The sequence below is a fragment of the Bacillus sp. FSL R5-0560 genome (genome assembly GCF_037966305.1).
GTDB lineage: Bacteria > Bacillota > Bacilli > Bacillales > Bacillaceae > Bacillus > Bacillus mojavensis.
Map to the genome: position 1 here is coordinate 2,276,551 of NZ_CP150195.1, position 16,281 is coordinate 2,292,831.

General features: G+C 41.6%; 19 protein-coding genes. 5 read left to right on the forward strand and 14 right to left on the reverse strand.

Annotated features, from left to right (window positions below; translation table 11 throughout):
• Positions 1-183 precede the first annotated feature (183 nt).
• From NST56_RS11895 to cdaS, 6 genes are all read right to left on the reverse strand, one after another.
• A complete protein-coding gene (locus NST56_RS11895) occupies positions 184-2,100 on the reverse strand; it encodes a nitric oxide reductase activation protein NorD (RefSeq protein ID WP_339176852.1) in 1,917 nt (638 codons plus the stop codon).
• A 10-nt stretch (positions 2,101-2,110) separates the two neighbouring features.
• Positions 2,111-3,001 (reverse strand): MoxR family ATPase, encoded by an 891-nt coding sequence (locus NST56_RS11900; RefSeq protein ID WP_010334584.1) that lies wholly within the window; start codon positions 2,999-3,001, stop codon positions 2,111-2,113.
• Positions 3,002-3,087: 86 nt separating this feature from the next.
• Entirely contained in the window at positions 3,088-3,678 is a 591-nt protein-coding gene (locus tag NST56_RS11905) for a superoxide dismutase family protein (RefSeq protein ID WP_095713107.1), read from the reverse strand.
• Positions 3,679-3,821: 143 nt separating this feature from the next.
• Positions 3,822-5,057: a peptidoglycan endopeptidase gene (locus tag NST56_RS11910; RefSeq protein WP_268505084.1), complete on the reverse strand. Its 1,236-nt coding sequence runs from the start codon at positions 5,055-5,057 to the stop codon at positions 3,822-3,824.
• A gap of 397 nt (positions 5,058-5,454) precedes the next feature.
• Positions 5,455-6,672: a macrolide family glycosyltransferase gene (locus NST56_RS11915; protein WP_268505083.1), complete on the reverse strand. Its 1,218-nt coding sequence runs from the start codon at positions 6,670-6,672 to the stop codon at positions 5,455-5,457.
• A 244-nt stretch (positions 6,673-6,916) separates the two neighbouring features.
• Positions 6,917-7,531 carry a sporulation-specific diadenylate cyclase CdaS gene (gene cdaS, locus NST56_RS11920; protein ID WP_010334588.1) on the reverse strand — a complete coding sequence of 205 codons (615 nt, stop codon included), beginning with the start codon at positions 7,529-7,531 and terminating at the stop codon, positions 6,917-6,919.
• A gap of 275 nt (positions 7,532-7,806) precedes the next feature.
• Here cdaS and NST56_RS11925 point away from each other — a divergent pair, with 275 nt between their 5' ends.
• Both NST56_RS11925 and NST56_RS11930 read left to right on the forward strand, forming a co-directional pair.
• Positions 7,807-9,165: an MATE family efflux transporter gene (locus tag NST56_RS11925; protein WP_168748056.1), complete on the forward strand. Its 1,359-nt coding sequence runs from the start codon at positions 7,807-7,809 to the stop codon at positions 9,163-9,165.
• Between the two features lie 14 nt (positions 9,166-9,179).
• Positions 9,180-10,028 carry an STAS domain-containing protein gene (locus NST56_RS11930; RefSeq protein WP_268505082.1) on the forward strand — a complete coding sequence of 283 codons (849 nt, stop codon included), beginning with the start codon at positions 9,180-9,182 and terminating at the stop codon, positions 10,026-10,028.
• Between the two features lie 27 nt (positions 10,029-10,055).
• Here NST56_RS11930 and bshB2 read toward each other — a convergent pair whose 3' ends face one another.
• The 4 genes from bshB2 to rarD all read right to left on the reverse strand — a co-directional run bounded on the left by bshB2 (position 10,056) and on the right by rarD (position 12,337).
• Positions 10,056-10,721 carry a bacillithiol biosynthesis deacetylase BshB2 gene (gene bshB2, locus NST56_RS11935; protein WP_010334592.1) on the reverse strand — a complete coding sequence of 222 codons (666 nt, stop codon included), beginning with the start codon at positions 10,719-10,721 and terminating at the stop codon, positions 10,056-10,058.
• Positions 10,722-10,740: 19 nt separating this feature from the next.
• Positions 10,741-11,091 (reverse strand): YojF family protein, encoded by a 351-nt coding sequence (locus tag NST56_RS11940; protein WP_010334594.1) that lies wholly within the window; start codon positions 11,089-11,091, stop codon positions 10,741-10,743.
• On the reverse strand, positions 11,088-11,366 hold the full coding sequence (locus NST56_RS11945; protein ID WP_010334595.1) for a hypothetical protein: 279 nt from the start codon (positions 11,364-11,366) through the stop codon (positions 11,088-11,090). The genes NST56_RS11940 and NST56_RS11945 overlap by 4 nt, the downstream gene beginning before the upstream one ends.
• 74 nt (positions 11,367-11,440) lie before the next feature.
• Entirely contained in the window at positions 11,441-12,337 is an 897-nt protein-coding gene (rarD, locus tag NST56_RS11950) for an EamA family transporter RarD (RefSeq protein ID WP_339176860.1), read from the reverse strand.
• A gap of 99 nt (positions 12,338-12,436) precedes the next feature.
• Here rarD and NST56_RS11955 point away from each other — a divergent pair, with 99 nt between their 5' ends.
• Positions 12,437-12,892, forward strand: coding sequence for a spore gernimation protein GerT (locus NST56_RS11955; protein ID WP_268471386.1), 456 nt, complete (start codon positions 12,437-12,439; stop codon positions 12,890-12,892).
• Between the two features lie 32 nt (positions 12,893-12,924).
• Here the strand turns inward: NST56_RS11955 and NST56_RS11960 are convergent, their stop codons facing one another.
• Entirely contained in the window at positions 12,925-13,155 is a 231-nt protein-coding gene (locus NST56_RS11960; protein WP_339176862.1) for a hypothetical protein, read from the reverse strand.
• Between the two features lie 82 nt (positions 13,156-13,237).
• Positions 13,238-13,915 carry an SLC13 family permease gene (locus NST56_RS11965; RefSeq protein ID WP_339176863.1) on the reverse strand — a complete coding sequence of 226 codons (678 nt, stop codon included), beginning with the start codon at positions 13,913-13,915 and terminating at the stop codon, positions 13,238-13,240.
• 330 nt (positions 13,916-14,245) lie between these two features.
• Between NST56_RS11965 and NST56_RS11970 the strand changes: the two genes are divergently transcribed.
• Entirely contained in the window at positions 14,246-14,635 is a 390-nt protein-coding gene (locus NST56_RS11970; RefSeq protein WP_168748061.1) for a tautomerase family protein, read from the forward strand.
• 91 nt (positions 14,636-14,726) lie between these two features.
• Here the strand turns inward: NST56_RS11970 and NST56_RS11975 are convergent, their stop codons facing one another.
• Positions 14,727-14,993 (reverse strand): hypothetical protein, encoded by a 267-nt coding sequence (locus NST56_RS11975; RefSeq protein WP_339176866.1) that lies wholly within the window; start codon positions 14,991-14,993, stop codon positions 14,727-14,729.
• Positions 14,994-15,162: 169 nt separating this feature from the next.
• Positions 15,163-15,501, reverse strand: a complete 339-nt coding sequence (yodB, locus tag NST56_RS11980) for a transcriptional regulator YodB (RefSeq protein WP_168748062.1) — start codon at positions 15,499-15,501, stop codon at positions 15,163-15,165.
• A 129-nt stretch (positions 15,502-15,630) separates the two neighbouring features.
• Between yodB and NST56_RS11985 the strand changes: the two genes are divergently transcribed.
• Positions 15,631-16,239 carry a nitroreductase family protein gene (locus tag NST56_RS11985; protein ID WP_010334602.1) on the forward strand — a complete coding sequence of 203 codons (609 nt, stop codon included), beginning with the start codon at positions 15,631-15,633 and terminating at the stop codon, positions 16,237-16,239.
• Positions 16,240-16,281: the final 42 nt, after the last annotated feature.

Here is a 16,281-nt window from a genome sequence, read left to right on the forward strand (position 1 = left end):
TCTTAAAATAACTTTCGAACGCTGTGTCCAAAATTATGTAATAAAAACGCTTCCAACGATATTTTACCACTGTTTGCAATTTGATTCTACCTTGATTGTTCACAAAATAGTAAAAAACCTTTATAAAAAACAAAAAATTTAATCATTTACAAAAAGAAACGCCAAAAAGCATAGGATAAAGGGTTATCCTATGCTTTTATGGAGCAGTTTTTTAAGAAGCGGATACAGAACATCCGGAAGCTGATCGACATCCGGGACAAATATACTGAACTTCCCGTACATATCCTGTATCGTTTTCATTTGTGATTCTTCAATTTCTGAGTTGGAGAGAAAAACATTTATGACTTCTATTCCCCTTTTTCGAGCTTCTATAACCGCTTCACTTGTATCGACAATCCCATTTTGCTCATAACCAAATGCGGCCGGCTCTCCGTCAGAGAACACAATTAAGAATTTTTGCGCCTCGCTCCGCTGCAGCATTTTTTTCGTCATTTGCCTGATCGCATAGCCGTCACGGTTGTCTTCCTCAGGTTCAAGCTGCATAATCGCCGGTCCCGCTGCCTGTCTTAAGGACGACTGAAATGGAATTACCGTATTAAAATAGTTCGGCTGACTCGTTTCGGTCGCATCGTTTGTATCCTCCCAGAAGCCGACAATTTGATGCGGAACTGCTACTGATTTCAAGGCTTCATGAAACAATACGATACCCCGCTTCGTTTCATCCATTTTGTCGAACATACTGGCTGAACAGTCGACCAGTAATGTAAAAACAGCGTCAATTTCTGAAGAAGGCTCTTGTTTTTTGTAAAAAAGACGCGGATTCCGCTCCGTAAAATAACGGAGAAGCTTGTTGTTCAGACGGCCCGCGTGGAGGTCAGTCCTTGGCAGCGTTTTTTTGTGTTCAAGCGTTTTTTGAATCATTTGTTTTAAACGCTTCTGATACGATTCGATCGATTTTGCCTGCTGTTTATAAGAAAGCTCTTCATCTTTTGTTGCAGGCTCCGGTTCTTTATAAATCGCAAACGCGAATTTATTTTCCTTTCCGTCGGCAAGACCCGCGCCGTTCGGCTGGTCTTTTTTGGACTCTAGCGCTTCCAGTTTGGAATAGTCTTTTCGTTTTGTCTGTCTGGCTGAACCTTGAACAGAGCCGAGAGCTTGGTCTCCATCGTCCCCTTCACGAGAAGCATCTTTTCCTAAATCGGATTTTGCGCCGTGTTCAATATCAAATTGAAGGAAGCTTTTAGACGGCGCTTCTGTTTCACGGTGCCAAGTCGGCATTTCTTCATCGTGAATATCTTCATCGCCGTCTGATTTTTTCGGAAGCGTTACGTCATCACTCAGCTTCGGCGCTTTTTTCTCTTCTTCAAATAACGGCTGCTCTGCGGCTTTAGCGTAATCCAACTCAGGCAAAAAGAAGTAGGTATTCAGCATGTCTTTATCAAGTACCTCTTCAAGTCCGTCCATGATGTCTTCGACAATTTTCAGAACGTGGCGTGTAGAGTCAGCTTCATACACACGCAAGAGCTGCTGTTCAATAAACGGTCGCATCAGATCAATATCATCACGCATAGACGGGATGGTTTCCAGAGGCGATTCCGCCGTCAGCTTGGTATACATGGCGCAAAAGAGTGCATCCGTAAAAATGCTTCGTTCTAAATTTAAAGTGAGCTGTGTGGAGAAATGTTTTCTGTACATGTCTTTTCGTTTTGCAAATACATGTTTTGTGCCGGGACGCTCGTGTTTGATACATTCTTCAATTCTGATGTCCTCAAGCAGCATAAACAGCTGTTTGGCAAAGCTTTTGAATGTAAGATGCCGATGGATATCATCCAAAAAGTTCGTAAACTCTTGCAGCGAGCTGTATTTTGTTCCGACCGATCGAAGGTAGACATCGCTTTTGAGACCTGCTTCCATATCTTCAGCTGCTCTGTCCTTCCAAAAGTGGCTCATGTAGATTTTTTTTTCAAATGGGTTGTAGTAGGACTGAACGCCATACTCCACTTCCACCGCCTCACTTTTGGTGAGCGTTTTGGCCAAATCGGTCAGCATCATAAATAAAAATGAGTCAATTGTGCTGTCATTAAATTTGATAAATTTCATCGCACATCCCTCATTCAAACAGAGTTTCTGCGATATTTCGGACCGCCGCCTTTTCACGGTCATCGTCAAGCTTTTCTACAATTCCCCGTTCGATGGCCCGTAGCGGCGGAATATAAGCGGCTAAATCACACGTATCAATTAAAGCTCTGATAGATGCCGCTTCTTCAGACACCTGCCCGTTATTGGCCTGAACGATCAGATCAGAAGACAGCGTGATAAACCGGTCAATCAATTTCTCATCATGAAGAGCAGACTGAGACATGAGTACTTGTTTTAGCAGCTCGCCTTTAATATATGGCACATCAATAATGACAAAACGGTTTTTAAGCGCTTCATTTAGCGGTACGGTTCCAACGTAGCCTTCATTGATGGCAGCAATGACTCCAAACCCTTCTTTTGCACGAACGACTTCTCCTGTAAACGGATTTGTCATCATTTTTCTATAGTCCAATACACCATTTAAGATGGGCAGGGTTTCCGGCTTTGCCATATTGATTTCGTCTATATAAAGAAAGTGGCCTTCATTCATGGCCGTTGTCACAGGCCCCGAGACAAACTCGATCGTTGCCTGGCCAGATTGATTTTCAATGGTTTTATAGCCAACCAGTGCTTCAGCATCCAAATCAACTGAGCAGTTGACACTGTGCATTGGTTTATGAAAATAACTGGACAATGTTTCCGCCAGCTTAGTTTTACCTGAGCCTGTAGGCCCTTTTAACAGGATATTTTTCCCCATCGCCAATGCGATAATGGCATCGAATAAAATGGCTTCATCCTCCGCCTCATAGCCTGATGTCCCGATAAGCGATTGAAATTCTGGAGAAATCGGCTGGCTTTTATATGATAAAAGCTTATTTTGTATATCTTCCGGCAATGTTAAGTGCTGCAATTGAGATGTCATAGACAGGTTTCCTTTCCTATTCGTATTCCATTAACGAGTATACTAAAAAAGCCCCTGTATGCTCAATACAAAGGGCTCCCGCTATATTACTGTTTCTCGTTATTGCCAGAAAGCGCTCCGCACACAATTCGCGCTCCTGAATTTCCGCTCGGATTCGTCAGATAGTCGTCAGCCTGTTCATGAATAACAAACGCGCTGCCATCCTGGTCGAGAATATTCAATTTGCTTCCTTTTTGTAAAGAGGTTTCAGGCGCATTCATAATAACATCTACTTTCCCGTCTGCGCCGACTTCAAGATTCGGAAGATCTCCGGCATGATGTCCCATCGGATTATTGAAGCCGTGTTCTTTGTTCAGCGGATTAAAGGGTCCGCCCGCAGATTCAAAATCCGGCCTGACACATGATCCTTTTTCATAAATATGAAAACCGAGTGAAGCCCCGGGTGTCAGGCTGTGTGCTGAGATGTGAAAATCGAGCCCTTCGTCTTCTGATTCTTTTATTTCAATATACCCGACTTTTTTGCCTTCTCTATTGACCAGCTGGATCTGATGACTAAACGCTGACGTTTCTATCACCTTTTTATCCGGTACCCGCCGCGGATGGTCAGGCGGTGTTTCCTGACTGCATCCCGCAAGACCCAGTGCCGCCACCACGATAAGGAGCAAGAAACGATTCATGCTGTCTCCCCCTTGTTTTTTCTAACAGTGTGGTCAATCATATTCCGATATAAACTAAAAAAAGCCTTTTAAAAGGCTTTTACATTAGGGCAGCAGGACGTTCTGCCCAAACGCCCCGTCTGTCTAATGTCCATGCTCAAAGTTTAAAAATAGCTTCGTGCTCCCAAGTAGCGCTGTTTCCAATACGAATTGCTGAGATTGGAAATGCCCACACCGTCGGAGCTTGCATGAATAAAATTGCCGCCGCCCAAGTAAATCCCCATGTGAGACGGCCCGGATTTATACGTAGTAAAGAAAACAAAGTCACCGACTGACGGCTGGCTGACTTTTTGCATCACATTCCAGTACCCTGCCGTGCTCAGCCTTGAAATAGATGATACTTTATTAATGAGGTAATAAATATAGCCGCTGCAATCGAAACCGGAAGGCGTATTTCCTCCCCAGCGATACGGAACACCGACATATTTTTTTGCCTCCGTTATCATTCTGTCAATCTTTGTTCCTATTTGAACGTTTGATCCTGATTTGTCTTTCGGGACATTCTTATTGGAATTATTTGATTTAGTCGTTCCTGAAATTGTGAGAATCTGTCCGATTCGCAGAACATCGCTAGACAAATTGTTTCTATCACGAATACTTTGCACAGTGACGCCCAGCTGATTCGCAATCTTCCATAACGAATCACCTGATTTCACTTTGTATGTAGTTGTTTTTGAAGAATTTGAGTTTGACGGCTTTTTTGAACCGCTGCTACCGCTATTGGATGAGCTGCCTTTTTTTATTTTTAATACTTGCTTAGGGTAAAGTGTATCTGATGTTAAGCCATTTAAGGTTTTCAATTCGGCAACCGTCATATTTAAACTGTTTGCGATTTTCCACAGAGAATCACCAAGCTTTACAGTATATGTACTTTTTGATGGACCTGTAGAATTTGAACCGTTGCTTTTTTTCGGTCCATTCGAACCGTTTGAACTGCTTGTCCCTTTAATTCTCAGTTTTTGGCCGGGACGAATCAAATCACTGTTCAGGCTGTTTAAGCTTTTAAGCTCTGAAACACTCATTTTATGATTTTTGGCAATCATCCATAAAGAATCACCATATGCCACGGTGTATGTTGACGTTTTGTTTGAGTTTGATGAGGATGTTTTGCTTTTTTTGCTGCTTTCTGGAACTTTAAGACTTTGTCCGACATAAAGCATTGACGATTTCAATTTGTTTTCGGATTTCAATGCAGAAATACTCGTATGATACTGGCGCGAAAGTTTCCAAAGAGAGTCACCGCTTTTCACCTTTATCGTTTTTGCATCCGCGGGTGCTGCTGCCATCGATGACCCAACAACTGCGGAAACAGCCAAACTGGCTACGATCTTCTTTTTCATTCATGCAACCTCCTAAACTTTTTATGACACAAACAGAAAGAATTAGTATCCCGTTTCCAAAAATGGCACACATACGTTATATCGTCACTTTTTTAGCGTTATAAACAAATTTTTATAGATTCGGCAGCAAATGTAGCTTCGTTCGACCTTAAACCTCTAGATAAACACCTAATATTTTACATAATTTGGATAGGTTTATCGAAAGTCTAAGGAACTATTTAAGCGGGGGTAAAATGATTGGTTTAAGTTGATGAAAGAAGCAGATTTTCCTCCTTTTCTGTCTGTTTTTCTTTCAATTCTCTATCAAAGTGTCAAATCCCTTCTTCTGATTGCAACACTGCCCAGCTTTTCTAAACAGTTAAAAGCCTGTCCATTTCAAATGAACAGGCTGAATCCATTATGCATTAGCTGATTGAGTATTGTGTTTAACATATTCAAAAATGCTGACGGCAGCTTTTTCAGCACCGCCTGCCGCTTTCAGTGACTGGCCAATTGCTTTTGCTTTCTTGGCATAAATAGGATTGCTGATCACTTCTTGAATGGTTTCTTTCAGAAGGCTTTCAGACAACTGCTCTTTTTTCAGCACTTTCCCCGCACCTACTTGCTCCACCTGTTTTCCGACAGCGAATTGATCGGCTCCCATCGGAATGACAATGAGCGGTGTTTCAAAATACAAGCCTTCGCTTGTGCTGTTCATTCCGCCGTGGGTGACAAACAAACTGGCTCTTTTCAGGATTTCAAGCTGAGGCACATACGGGCGCACAATAAAATTCTGCGGAATATCGTTTAACTCACTTTGTTTAACATGCTTCCCAATGGACAGCACAACTTTTCCGTCAAAGTCTTTGCATACCTCAAGACATTGATTGAAAAACTCTTTTTGATTATTAAAAATAGTTCCCATAGAAATAAACAGCACGTTTTCATTGTTCATTTGATCGAATGGAAAGTCATTGCTTTTGGCTCTTTTTGCAATTGAAGGACCAACAAAAACATAGTTTTCTCCGAATTGCTCTGCCATTGGCTGAAATTCTCTTGACGTAAAGACGATCGTCAAATCTCCATCGGACGAAAAAACGTCAAACGGCTTGGTAATTTCCGCTTGAAACTCGGAATTTAAGGTTTCTGCGAGCTGCTGATAGGATTCGAAATAAGGTGAGTCTTCCAATGGGCTGCTATTGAATGTATCCATCATTTCCTTTAAAAAATCCTCATTCATCGCAAAAGTCGTACATAATGAAAATCTCGGCAGCTTCAGCAGATTGGCAATGATTTTACCGGCCAAGAAATGGTGATCATATATGACATAATCATATGATTCGTTTTTGACTTCATTATAAATATGGGTGGCGATGTCCTTACACGCTTTTAAAAAGGCACATATCATTTCGGCAAAATCTCTTTCCTCATTACCAGTTGCGTTTTTTCCGAAATAATCTTCTCTAAAATCGTTATATTCACGAAATTCAATATCAAGCGCGGTGATTTTTTCTTCGTATTCCTTTACTGCATAGTAAGTAATGTTTTCTCCTCTTGATTTCAGTTCCTTCATTACACCGATAGACGGATTAATATGGCCCTCTCCCGGAAAACCGACCATTAATACATTAGCCATGCGGCCACGCCCTTTCATTAAAATTTATGTAATATTTTATACAGTACTATAAATACAAAATCAGGTAAAGTATTTAACTTAATTAATATTAATCTTATATAACTTTTATACCAGGTTACATTTCCCGACTTTCTATTTTCAAGAAAAAAAGCATTCAGTATGGCATGAATGCTTTTGAAAAAGGGTTCTATTTCAGTCTTTTTGTCTCATGAGACAAAAGCAGTTCGGGTCCTTTTGTTTATTTTTATGTTCTCGGTGAGATGAGCGGGTATAACACGCCATCCTTCGCAAACGACATCTTGCCTGTTTCCTCAGAAACAACCAGTACAAGCGCATCTGTATATCCAGACATCCCCAAAGCTGCCCGGTGTCTGGTTCCCAGATGAGTATCCACTTCTTGGGTCGTCAGCGGGAGAACGTTTCCTGCTGAGACGAGTGTATTTTCCCTCACTAATAAAGCGCCGTCATGAAGAGGATTTCCCGGAAAAAAGATACTTTCAATTAATGAAGCACTGATTTCTGCATGAAGCGATGTTCCTTTTTGAATAAACTTGTCAACCGAGTCTGTCCTTTCAATGACAATTAACGCGCCATGCTTATTTTCCGATAAATTTTTAATCGCCTTGGCCAGTTCCACAAATGAAGGTGTAAATTGTTCAATGTATGATTGCAAATAAAAGGATGAGGCGATGCCATGCATATTCTGAAAAATACGTCCCAAATCATCCAATTCACAAAGGAGGCATTGATCTTTTTCATGAAGCGTTTTCAAAATAAGAGAAGCATCCCCTAATATCTGTTCTAAATGCGATTGTATCTTTGCCGTGAATACACTTTCTGTCATCTGTTCGTAATGCATGGGCCTTCATCTCCTTTTCATATTTTCAACTTTGCACGCATGCTTATCTTATTGATGCACATTCTATTGGTAAAGGAGGTATGTAAAGAATGGAAATGGAAAGAATCATTCAGTATATCTGCACCTTTTTAGGCGTTATTTCGCTTTCTTTTATTTATGCCCAAATGTTTAGAAAAACGAAACCGACAAAAAAAGAATAGGCCAGGCGTTCATTGCTTTTTATACATAAAATGTTATAATTTCTCTCGTTATGATAAAGAAACGGGGATCAATGTATGAAAGAAACAAAAAACGCCGGACAAAAGGTAAAACAGCTTTTGCACATTTTAATTCCGATTTTAATCACTCAGGCGGGCCTTTCTCTCATAACCTTTTTAGATACGGTGATGTCAGGGAAAGTCAGCGCCGCCGATTTAGCCGGTGTGGCCATTGGATCAAGTCTTTGGACGCCTGTCTATACTGGACTGGCGGGGATATTAATGGCAGTCACCCCAATCGTCGCGCAGCTATTAGGCGCTGAGAATACCAAACAAATACCCTTTACTGTCTTACAGGCAGTATATGTGGCCGCGCTTCTAAGCATCGCCGTTTTAGCGGCTGGATATGGAATAGTTGATCCTGTTCTATCCCGATTGAACCTTGAGGCTCACGTACATGACATTGCGAAGCACTTTTTAGGTTTTTTATCTTTGGGGATTTTTCCTTTATTTGTTTACACCGTTTTGAGATCGTTCATTGATTCATTAGGAAAAACACGAGTCACCATGATGATTACACTATGTTCACTGCCGATAAATTTTGTGTTAAACTACGTATTTATTTTCGGGAAATTCGGCATGCCTGCCCTTGGCGGAGTCGGCGCCGGGCTTGCATCAGCGCTTACGTATTGGTGCATCTGTATCATCAGTTTTATCATCATTCGTAAAGCAGCGCCGTTTTCTGGATATGGCATTTTCCTTACCATGTATAAGTTCTCTTGGGAAGCGTGCAAAAATATGCTAAAAATCGGATTGCCTATCGGGTTTGCCGTGTTTTTTGAAACGAGCATCTTCGCGGCTGTCACTTTGCTGATGAGCCATTTTAATACAGTGACCATCGCGTCCCATCAGGCCGCCATGAACTTTGCGTCACTTTTATATATGCTGCCGCTCAGCGTGTCCATGGCTTTAACGATAGTTGTCGGGTTTGAGGCCGGAGCAGCTCGTTTTAAAGACGCTCGCTCTTACAGCTTTATCGGCATCATGATGGCGGTAGGCTTTTCTTTGTTAACAGCTGCCTGTATCCTTTTATTCAGAGAGCAAATCGCAGGCATGTACACTTCTGATCCGGATGTCCTCCGGCTCACGCAGCACTTTTTAATTTACGCGCTGTTTTTTCAGCTTTCCGACGCAGTGGCAGCACCTATTCAGGGCGCCCTCAGAGGATATAAAGATGTCAATTATACACTTGCAGCGGCTTTTATTTCTTATTGGGTTATCGGCCTTCCTGTCGGATATGCGGTCGGCACGTTTACAGGACTTGGCGCGTACGGTTATTGGATCGGGTTAATTGCAGGGCTAGCGGCAGGAGCAGTCGGTCTGTTTTTCAGGCTGGTTAAACTGCAAAAACGTTATTTATTGAAACAGGAATTTTAAAAGAGGTGATATGCATGGCACAAAATCAGAAATTATATGAGTATCTGTCTCAGCATGCGGAAGAAATAAGTTCAGCATGGTATGAAACAATCGAGGAAACTGACCCAAATTCAATCTATGCATCAACAGACCCGGCCGTCATTAAAAATTTAAAGAGCCAGAACCTTGCTTTCAATTATAAGATCAGCCGTATTTTTATAGATGAAGAAGAGGTATACTTACCCATTCTAAAAGCCTGGGCTTTTGAAGTCACTCAGGATCAAGAGCATTTAAAAACGCCTATCCACTATATTATTCGTGAGTTTGTCAGAGTAAGAGACTTGTTTGTTTCCTATGTGAAGGAATTTGTTCATATCAATCAGGATACCGTGAAAAGCGAAGAAGCCGAGGATTTATATCACACTCTTATTAAGGCGTTTGATCTTGTGATTCATATTTTTATAGAAGAAATGTACAAAAACACAAGCCTTCAGCTTCAGGCCCAAAAGGATATGATCACTGAATTGAGCGCACCGGTGATCGTGCTGTTCCACAGTGTGGGACTGCTTCCGTTAATCGGAGATATTGATACCGTCCGTGCTAAATTGATCATGGAAAATACCTTGAATCAATGTGCGAAAAAAAAGGTGACGCAGCTTTACATTGACTTGTCCGGGGTAGCGGTCATTGATACCATGGTTGCCCACCAGCTTTTCAGTCTGATTGAGGCGTTGCGTTTAATTGGCGTTTCATCCACATTGTCGGGGATCCGACCGGAAATTGCGCAAACAGCGGTTCAGCTCGGTTTGTCTTTTGAGGACATCTCACTGAGATCTACCCTTGCGTCAGCGATTGCATCCGACTTGAAATTAAAAAAGGTATAAGGTCCCTATAGACCTTATACCTTTTTTTTAATCATTCCATTGATATGTCCAATACACTTCTTCTTCAAACCATGTTGCCATAACAGGTTCATTGTTTTTCAGTTTTTCCTCAAGCTCTCGAAGCATACCTTCCGTCTGGGTGCGATGAGCTCTTAACGCGTTCATTTTAATATCTGCTACTTCTTTGATATCAAGTACGACGTCTGCTTCACCAAGCACCTCTTCTCTATTGCGTGTAATAGCCATGCATAGTGTGCGCGGACGGTCTTCTTTCTTTTTGCGGTACAATGCCCGGATGACCGCTTCCCCGCATGCATCATGGTCAGGGTGCACGCCATGTCCCGGATAAAATGTGACAATTAAGCTTGGTTTTACATCATCTATGATTTCTTCCATAATATCAGCTAAATATTCATCATCTTCAAACTCAAGCGTTTTGTCACGAAGCCCAAGCATCCGCAGGTCATTGATATCCATTGCTTTGCAGGCATTGATAAGCTCTTGTTTTCTTAATAATGGCAAGGTTTCCCGGTTAGCAAAAAATGGATCTCCCATATTTCTGCCCATTTCGCCTAACGTAGCGCAAGCATATGTAACGGGCACCTCTTTTTTTCTGTTTAAAGCTATCAGACCCGCCACACCGTATGATTCGTCATCAGGGTGAGGCAGGATTACAAGCACGTGTTCTTTCATCATTTTTTCACCCTTTTCTTTAAACTGTGAACGGTTTTTCACTGATTTGAAGTGAAATAGCCAGTTTCCCGCCCGGCAAGTGTCCTGCCATTAATAAGCGGTTTTCTTCATCAACTGTATACTCAGTCAGGCCTTCAGCATAAATCCAGCCTTCTTCTGTTTTTAAGCCGACCCGGTAAGGCCCGCTCCCTTTGATTTTAGCTTGATGATAGGTTACCTTCGCATTGCGTATATAAGCAACAACCGTCATGTTTTTTTCATTTAAATGTGCCGAGTAAGAACCGGTTGTGGTTTCTAAATGGATATATACAGGGCGGTCCGCATATCGTTCTAAAGATGCTTGCACATCTTCTTTTATGATTGCTTTCATAATTGCTCCCCTCTTTCTTCTTTTAAATACTGTACGCGTTCTGTATGTAATTTGACCAGTTGATATTTGACAGCCGGTTCCAGCTGTGAATTCACAATGCGCTGTATAGCGGCATAATATTTTTCCAGCATAGATTTACGGAGTCTCGGATGTGTTCTCTTATCCAAAAGCTCAAGATCAATTGCCTCTGTAATCGCTTCTTCATCTTCATTTGAGAAAGAGCGGCTGTTCCATAGCGAGGCGTATGCTTTTCCTATTTCTATATCATTGTCCATCGTCCTGCTCCTTTATGTCTTACATACATGAAATGATTATACATAATATATAGGCAAACTGAAAAGCCAAAGGCTCAATGGCTTTTTGATGCCCGTTTCCATTTTACTTGTGAAAACGTAAACAAGACTAATGCAGCCCATATACAGGCAAAAGTAAATGCCTTCGAGCTTGAAAATGGCTCATGATAAACGAACAGCCCGATCAGCAAGGTGATGGTCGGTGCAATATATTGTAATATACCGACTTGATACAGCGGCAGCCGCTTCGCCCCTTCAGCAAACAATAAAAGCGGCAGCGCGGTAAACACACCGGCAAAAAAGAGAAGCACCCATGCCCCGCCGCTTTCTGCACCCGCAGGCTGAATATGGCCGCTAAACAGCAAATACCCCAATGCAATCGGCATAATCATGAATGTCTCCAGCGTTAAACCGATAGCGCTTGCAAGGCTTGTTCTTTTTTTGGTAAACCCGTATAAGCCGAAGCTGAATGCAAGCAGCAGCGCGATATACGGAATGGATCCGTATTGAAACGCAGAAATAATTACACCGGCTGCCGCAATCGAAACAGCAACCAATTGAAGACGATTCAGCTTTTCCTTTAAAAACAAAATGCCGAGAAGAACTGACACAAGCGGATTTATGTAGTAGCCAAGGCTTGCTTCAAGCAGAAATCCATGATTGACAGCCCATATGTATACAAACCAGTTAATCGAAATGAGAATTGAAGCGAGAAATAAGGATAGTATGCCTCCGTTCTTTTTTAAAGACCGCAGCTCATGCCACCCCGTTTTCCATTGACGAAAGAAAAATAGCACGATACACATAAAAACAAAAGACCAAATGATACGGTGAGCTAAAATATCAAGTGCAGGCAGCTGTTCAAGAAGCTTCCAATAGAGCGGAAACAGCCCCCACATGGTAAAGGAAACGGCTGTGTAAAGAACGCCTTTTTTTGTTTCTGAATGATGCATATTTTGTCCCTGCCTTTCTTTAGAGCATCTTATATTATATCACGTGAAAGATCGAGCAGACATATACTATTTTGTCCGTGAAGAAAGGGTGTGACGAAGATGTTTGAGTGGAACAAATACTTTCCTTTCCACAATCAATTTTCCAAGGAAGCATTAAAAAAGGCTGATCCAAAAGAGGTTGAGCATTATGTAAACAGTGTAATGGAAAGTGTGTTCGGAAGTGATTCCGCGGCTCAATTTCCATTTCGCGATCCCCTCCCGACTAAAGAAAAAACACAGCGCACCGAACCTGATATAGATATATTCGAAACAGCAGACCATGTGTTTGTAAAGGTTGCAGTAACCGAAAGCCAGCTGGAACAGCTTAAAATTAAACATACATCTCACAGATTACTGATTGAACATTTCCCAGGTTCGACCCATCCTAAAAAAGTAAATCTTCCGTGTCTTGTCAAGCGGAAAGGGACGAAAGCCGTTTATAAAGACGGCCATTTGGAAGTCATGTTTTATAAACAGCAGGACTACAATATGTCCGAGGTAGAAATAATGCGATAAAAAACGGCCTGCTTCTGCGCAGGCCGTTTTTGCTAATAGAAACCGGGATAACTTCCGCCATACGGCACTGGACCGTATGGTGCACCTCCGTAACCGTAGGGAACAGGCGGATACGCATAGGGACGCGGATAATTAAAAAGAGCACTCCCAAGAAAACCGCCTAATAAACCGCCGACTAAAGGAGCGCCAAACAAAAAAGGGTTTCGTTCCGGGTATCCGGCCGGACCTGGGTTCCCGCGAAGATACGAGTGTTGAGGGTACATGACTTTTTCCTCCTTTATGTCTGCCTATATGTAAGGTATTCATCCAGGAAGAAAAACGATTGGGCTAGAGGCTATTGTTACATTAATTTTTATTGATAAAGCATTGGTACAAAAATAATCCAGCCAATACAACACAGCCCAGCCCTGTTACCGAGAGGACCGTTGAAAGCAGTGTCCATGTTTGAAACGTTTCCTTCGTGCTCAAGCCGAAAAATTCCTTTATCATCCAAAACCCTGCGTCATTTACGTGACATGCGATCACGCTTCCCGCTCCGGTCACAAGCACCATCAATCCCGGATTTACACTGCTGTCCGCCATAAGCGGAGCAGCCATCGGGATTCCCAAATAGAGAAAAGGCACCTTTAATTCTTTCGCTATGGCATAAACAATAGGAGTCAATAGAATAAGGCCGACTTCAAAAAACAGAGCAATGCCAATAATAAATGAGGCAATAACCACAGCTGTCTGTATTCTTTTCCTTCCGAATTTGTCAATCAGCGTAATGGCTATCCGATAACCGCCTCCCCCGTCTGAGACAAGTCTCCCAAGCATTGCACCAAACCCAAATACTAAAGCTAAATGTCCCAACTGACCGCCGATTCCCGCTTTTATAGAAGGTACGATTTTGCTTAGATCCATTCCCAGGCCGATCACCACTACAAATGAAACGACAATAAGAGATACAAACGTATGTAATTTCATTTTAATGATCAGAAATAACAAAATAAGAACCCCGGTTGCAACGATAAAAACCGGCATGACTAACCTCCATTGCATTTTTGTTTTCTGATATAGCACAGGATGCTTATCAGAAAGCGTTTCACTTTGCCGAAATAAAATCCTTGGCGATATGATTGTCATCTTTTGATCAACTAGTATTTTCACACTAATCTTCTAATCAACTATTGTCAATAATATTTATGATTTTATAGGCTGTCAGATAATATTATGGTTATATATTGATCAATTATTGGTTATATGTTATGTTTTTTATCAAGCCAGCAAATTTTCAGCTATCAATTGGCTCCGATAACAAAACAATGTGTTAACAAGGCTCATAAAATCTGTGTCTCAAAAGGAGGTATTCAAATGCCATTATTACGTTTCGATCTAATAGAAGGCCGTGATCAAAAAGCATTACAAGCACTATTAGACACTGCTCATCAAGCAATGGTAGAAGCATTTGGCGTGCCGGAGAGTGACCGATATCAAATTGTCCACCAGCATCCCGAGAATGAGCTCGTGATTCACGATACCGGACTAGGGTTTCATAGAAGCAAGGATTTGATCGTCATCAGCATTACAAGTAAAACAAGAACAAAGAGCCAAAAAGAAAAATTATATGCCTTGCTGGCTGAAAAACTAGAAGCAGAATGCGGTATTTCCCCGGAAGACCTAATGGTTTCCATTACAGAAAACGGTGATGCTGATTGGAGTTTCGGGCTCGGCGAAGCACAGTTTTTGAATGGCAAGTTATAAAATGGTGAAACGTATTCATCTGCTTTACACTTAGAAAATGGCCAGTCAATGAAATAAAAAAGAGAGATCCTTATTCAAGACCTCTCTTTTATTATTTCTTTTTCAGAAAAGCTGAAATAACCAGAATGAAAACAGCCAGCAAAACAAAATATAACGGAGTGATCCAGATTTGGTGGATAGAATTAGGGTCTCCCTTTTTATATCTAGTTTCAATGCCTATGTAATTCCAATGAAAGCTGACAGGGTTTTGATCGTAAATATAAAATTCAGGCAGATAGAGTTCCGGTTTGCTGATTTGAACAACAAGATAAATGATGATTCCCATTAACAACAGGATAGCTGTTAGTAACTTTTTCAAGGAAGGACCCCTTCCTATTTATGTATGTTGAATTCATCCTAACATCTCTTTTTATCCATGTAAAATAAAAGCTGATACACATCATGGCCTAAAATAAAAAGTCATGTAAACGGCATGACCCACTTACATGACTTTCTCACTGAAACAAACCCTTTTCTGTTCCCTTCCATTATTTCTCTTCTTCGCATACTGTGACACCAGGCTCACAAAATTGATCGGCCCACGCTTGCATTTCTTGAAATACAGCTTCCAGCGCTGTTCCTTTTTCAGTCAGCGTGTAGATCACTTTTACCGGTGTCTCGGGAAGAACCCGGCGTTCTACAATTTCGTTTTGCTCTAGCTCTTTAAGGCGCTCTGCCAGCATTTTTTGGCTGATCATCGGTATGGTTTCCGTTATCTCTTTAAATCGTTTCGGCCCATCCATTAGTACATGGATGATCAGACCGTTCCATCGTTTTCCCAGCAATGAGAAAGCTGACTCCATTTTAGGGCACATTGTATTTCCCACTAGTCTTCATCCCTTCATCTATTGTTTGACAAGTATTCACTGATCCATTAAAATGATCTTTCAAGTTACATTTAGTAAGCTTCTAACTTTTCTATTATCATACCACGTTTACCCGAAGGAGGAAACATTATGACTGATACTCTGGACATTTTGCAAGCACGGGCATCTGTTAAGGAATATGATACGAATGCCCCGATCTCTAAAGAGGAACTGACTGAACTTTTGGAGCTCGCGACTAAAGCGCCTTCTGCATGGAACCTGCAGCACTGGCATTTTACAGTATTCCACAGCGATGAATCAAAAGCGGCTCTTCTGCCTGTAGCATATAACCAAAAGCAAATTGTTGAATCATCTGCTGTTGTTGCCATTTTAGGCGATCTAAAAGCGAATGAAAACGGTGAAGACGTTTACGCTGAATTGGCAAACCAAGGTTTCATCACGGACGAAATCAAACAAACGCTGCTGGGCCAAATTAACGGTGCTTACCAAAGTGAACAGTTCGCACGCGATTCTGCTTTCTTAAATGCTTCATTGGCTGCTATGCAGCTTATGATTGCCGCAAAAGCGAAAGGCTATGACACCTGCGCAATCGGAGGATTTAATAAGGAGCAGTTCCAAAAGGAATTTGATATCAGCGAGCGCTATGTTCCGGTTATGCTTATTTCTATCGGTAAAGCAGTGAAACCTGCACATCAAAGCAACCGCTTGCCTCTAACAAAAGTGTCAACTTGGCTGTAAATCTAAGAAAAACCTTAGTCCGGATAAACACGGACTAAGGTT

Bases quoted from the DNA above. Each gene is read 5' to 3' on its own strand.
- NST56_RS11895 (WP_339176852.1), bottom strand. From the start codon at position 2,100: ATGAAATTTATCAAATTTAATGACAGCACAATTGACTCATTTTTATTT.
- NST56_RS11900 (WP_010334584.1), bottom strand. From the start codon at position 3,001: ATGACATCTCAATTGCAGCACTTAACATTGCCGGAAGATATACAAAAT.
- rarD (WP_339176860.1), bottom strand. From the start codon at position 12,337: ATGCATCATTCAGAAACAAAAAAAGGCGTTCTTTACACAGCCGTTTCC.
- NST56_RS11955 (WP_268471386.1), top strand. From the start codon at position 12,437: ATGTTTGAGTGGAACAAATACTTTCCTTTCCACAATCAATTTTCCAAG.
- bshB2 (WP_010334592.1), bottom strand. From the start codon at position 10,721: ATGAAAGAACACGTGCTTGTAATCCTGCCTCACCCTGATGACGAATCA.
- NST56_RS11960 (WP_339176862.1), bottom strand. From the start codon at position 13,155: ATGTACCCTCAACACTCGTATCTTCGCGGGAACCCAGGTCCGGCCGGA.
- NST56_RS11985 (WP_010334602.1), top strand. From the start codon at position 15,631: ATGACTGATACTCTGGACATTTTGCAAGCACGGGCATCTGTTAAGGAA.
- NST56_RS11945 (WP_010334595.1), bottom strand. From the start codon at position 11,366: ATGGACAATGATATAGAAATAGGAAAAGCATACGCCTCGCTATGGAAC.
- NST56_RS11915 (WP_268505083.1), bottom strand. From the start codon at position 6,672: ATGGCTAATGTATTAATGGTCGGTTTTCCGGGAGAGGGCCATATTAAT.
- NST56_RS11910 (WP_268505084.1), bottom strand. From the start codon at position 5,057: ATGAAAAAGAAGATCGTAGCCAGTTTGGCTGTTTCCGCAGTTGTTGGG.
- NST56_RS11970 (WP_168748061.1), top strand. From the start codon at position 14,246: ATGCCATTATTACGTTTCGATCTAATAGAAGGCCGTGATCAAAAAGCA.
- NST56_RS11925 (WP_168748056.1), top strand. From the start codon at position 7,807: ATGAAAGAAACAAAAAACGCCGGACAAAAGGTAAAACAGCTTTTGCAC.
- NST56_RS11930 (WP_268505082.1), top strand. From the start codon at position 9,180: ATGGCACAAAATCAGAAATTATATGAGTATCTGTCTCAGCATGCGGAA.
- NST56_RS11940 (WP_010334594.1), bottom strand. From the start codon at position 11,091: ATGAAAGCAATCATAAAAGAAGATGTGCAAGCATCTTTAGAACGATAT.
- cdaS (WP_010334588.1), bottom strand. From the start codon at position 7,531: ATGCATTACGAACAGATGACAGAAAGTGTATTCACGGCAAAGATACAA.
- NST56_RS11905 (WP_095713107.1), bottom strand. From the start codon at position 3,678: ATGAATCGTTTCTTGCTCCTTATCGTGGTGGCGGCACTGGGTCTTGCG.
- NST56_RS11965 (WP_339176863.1), bottom strand. From the start codon at position 13,915: ATGCCGGTTTTTATCGTTGCAACCGGGGTTCTTATTTTGTTATTTCTG.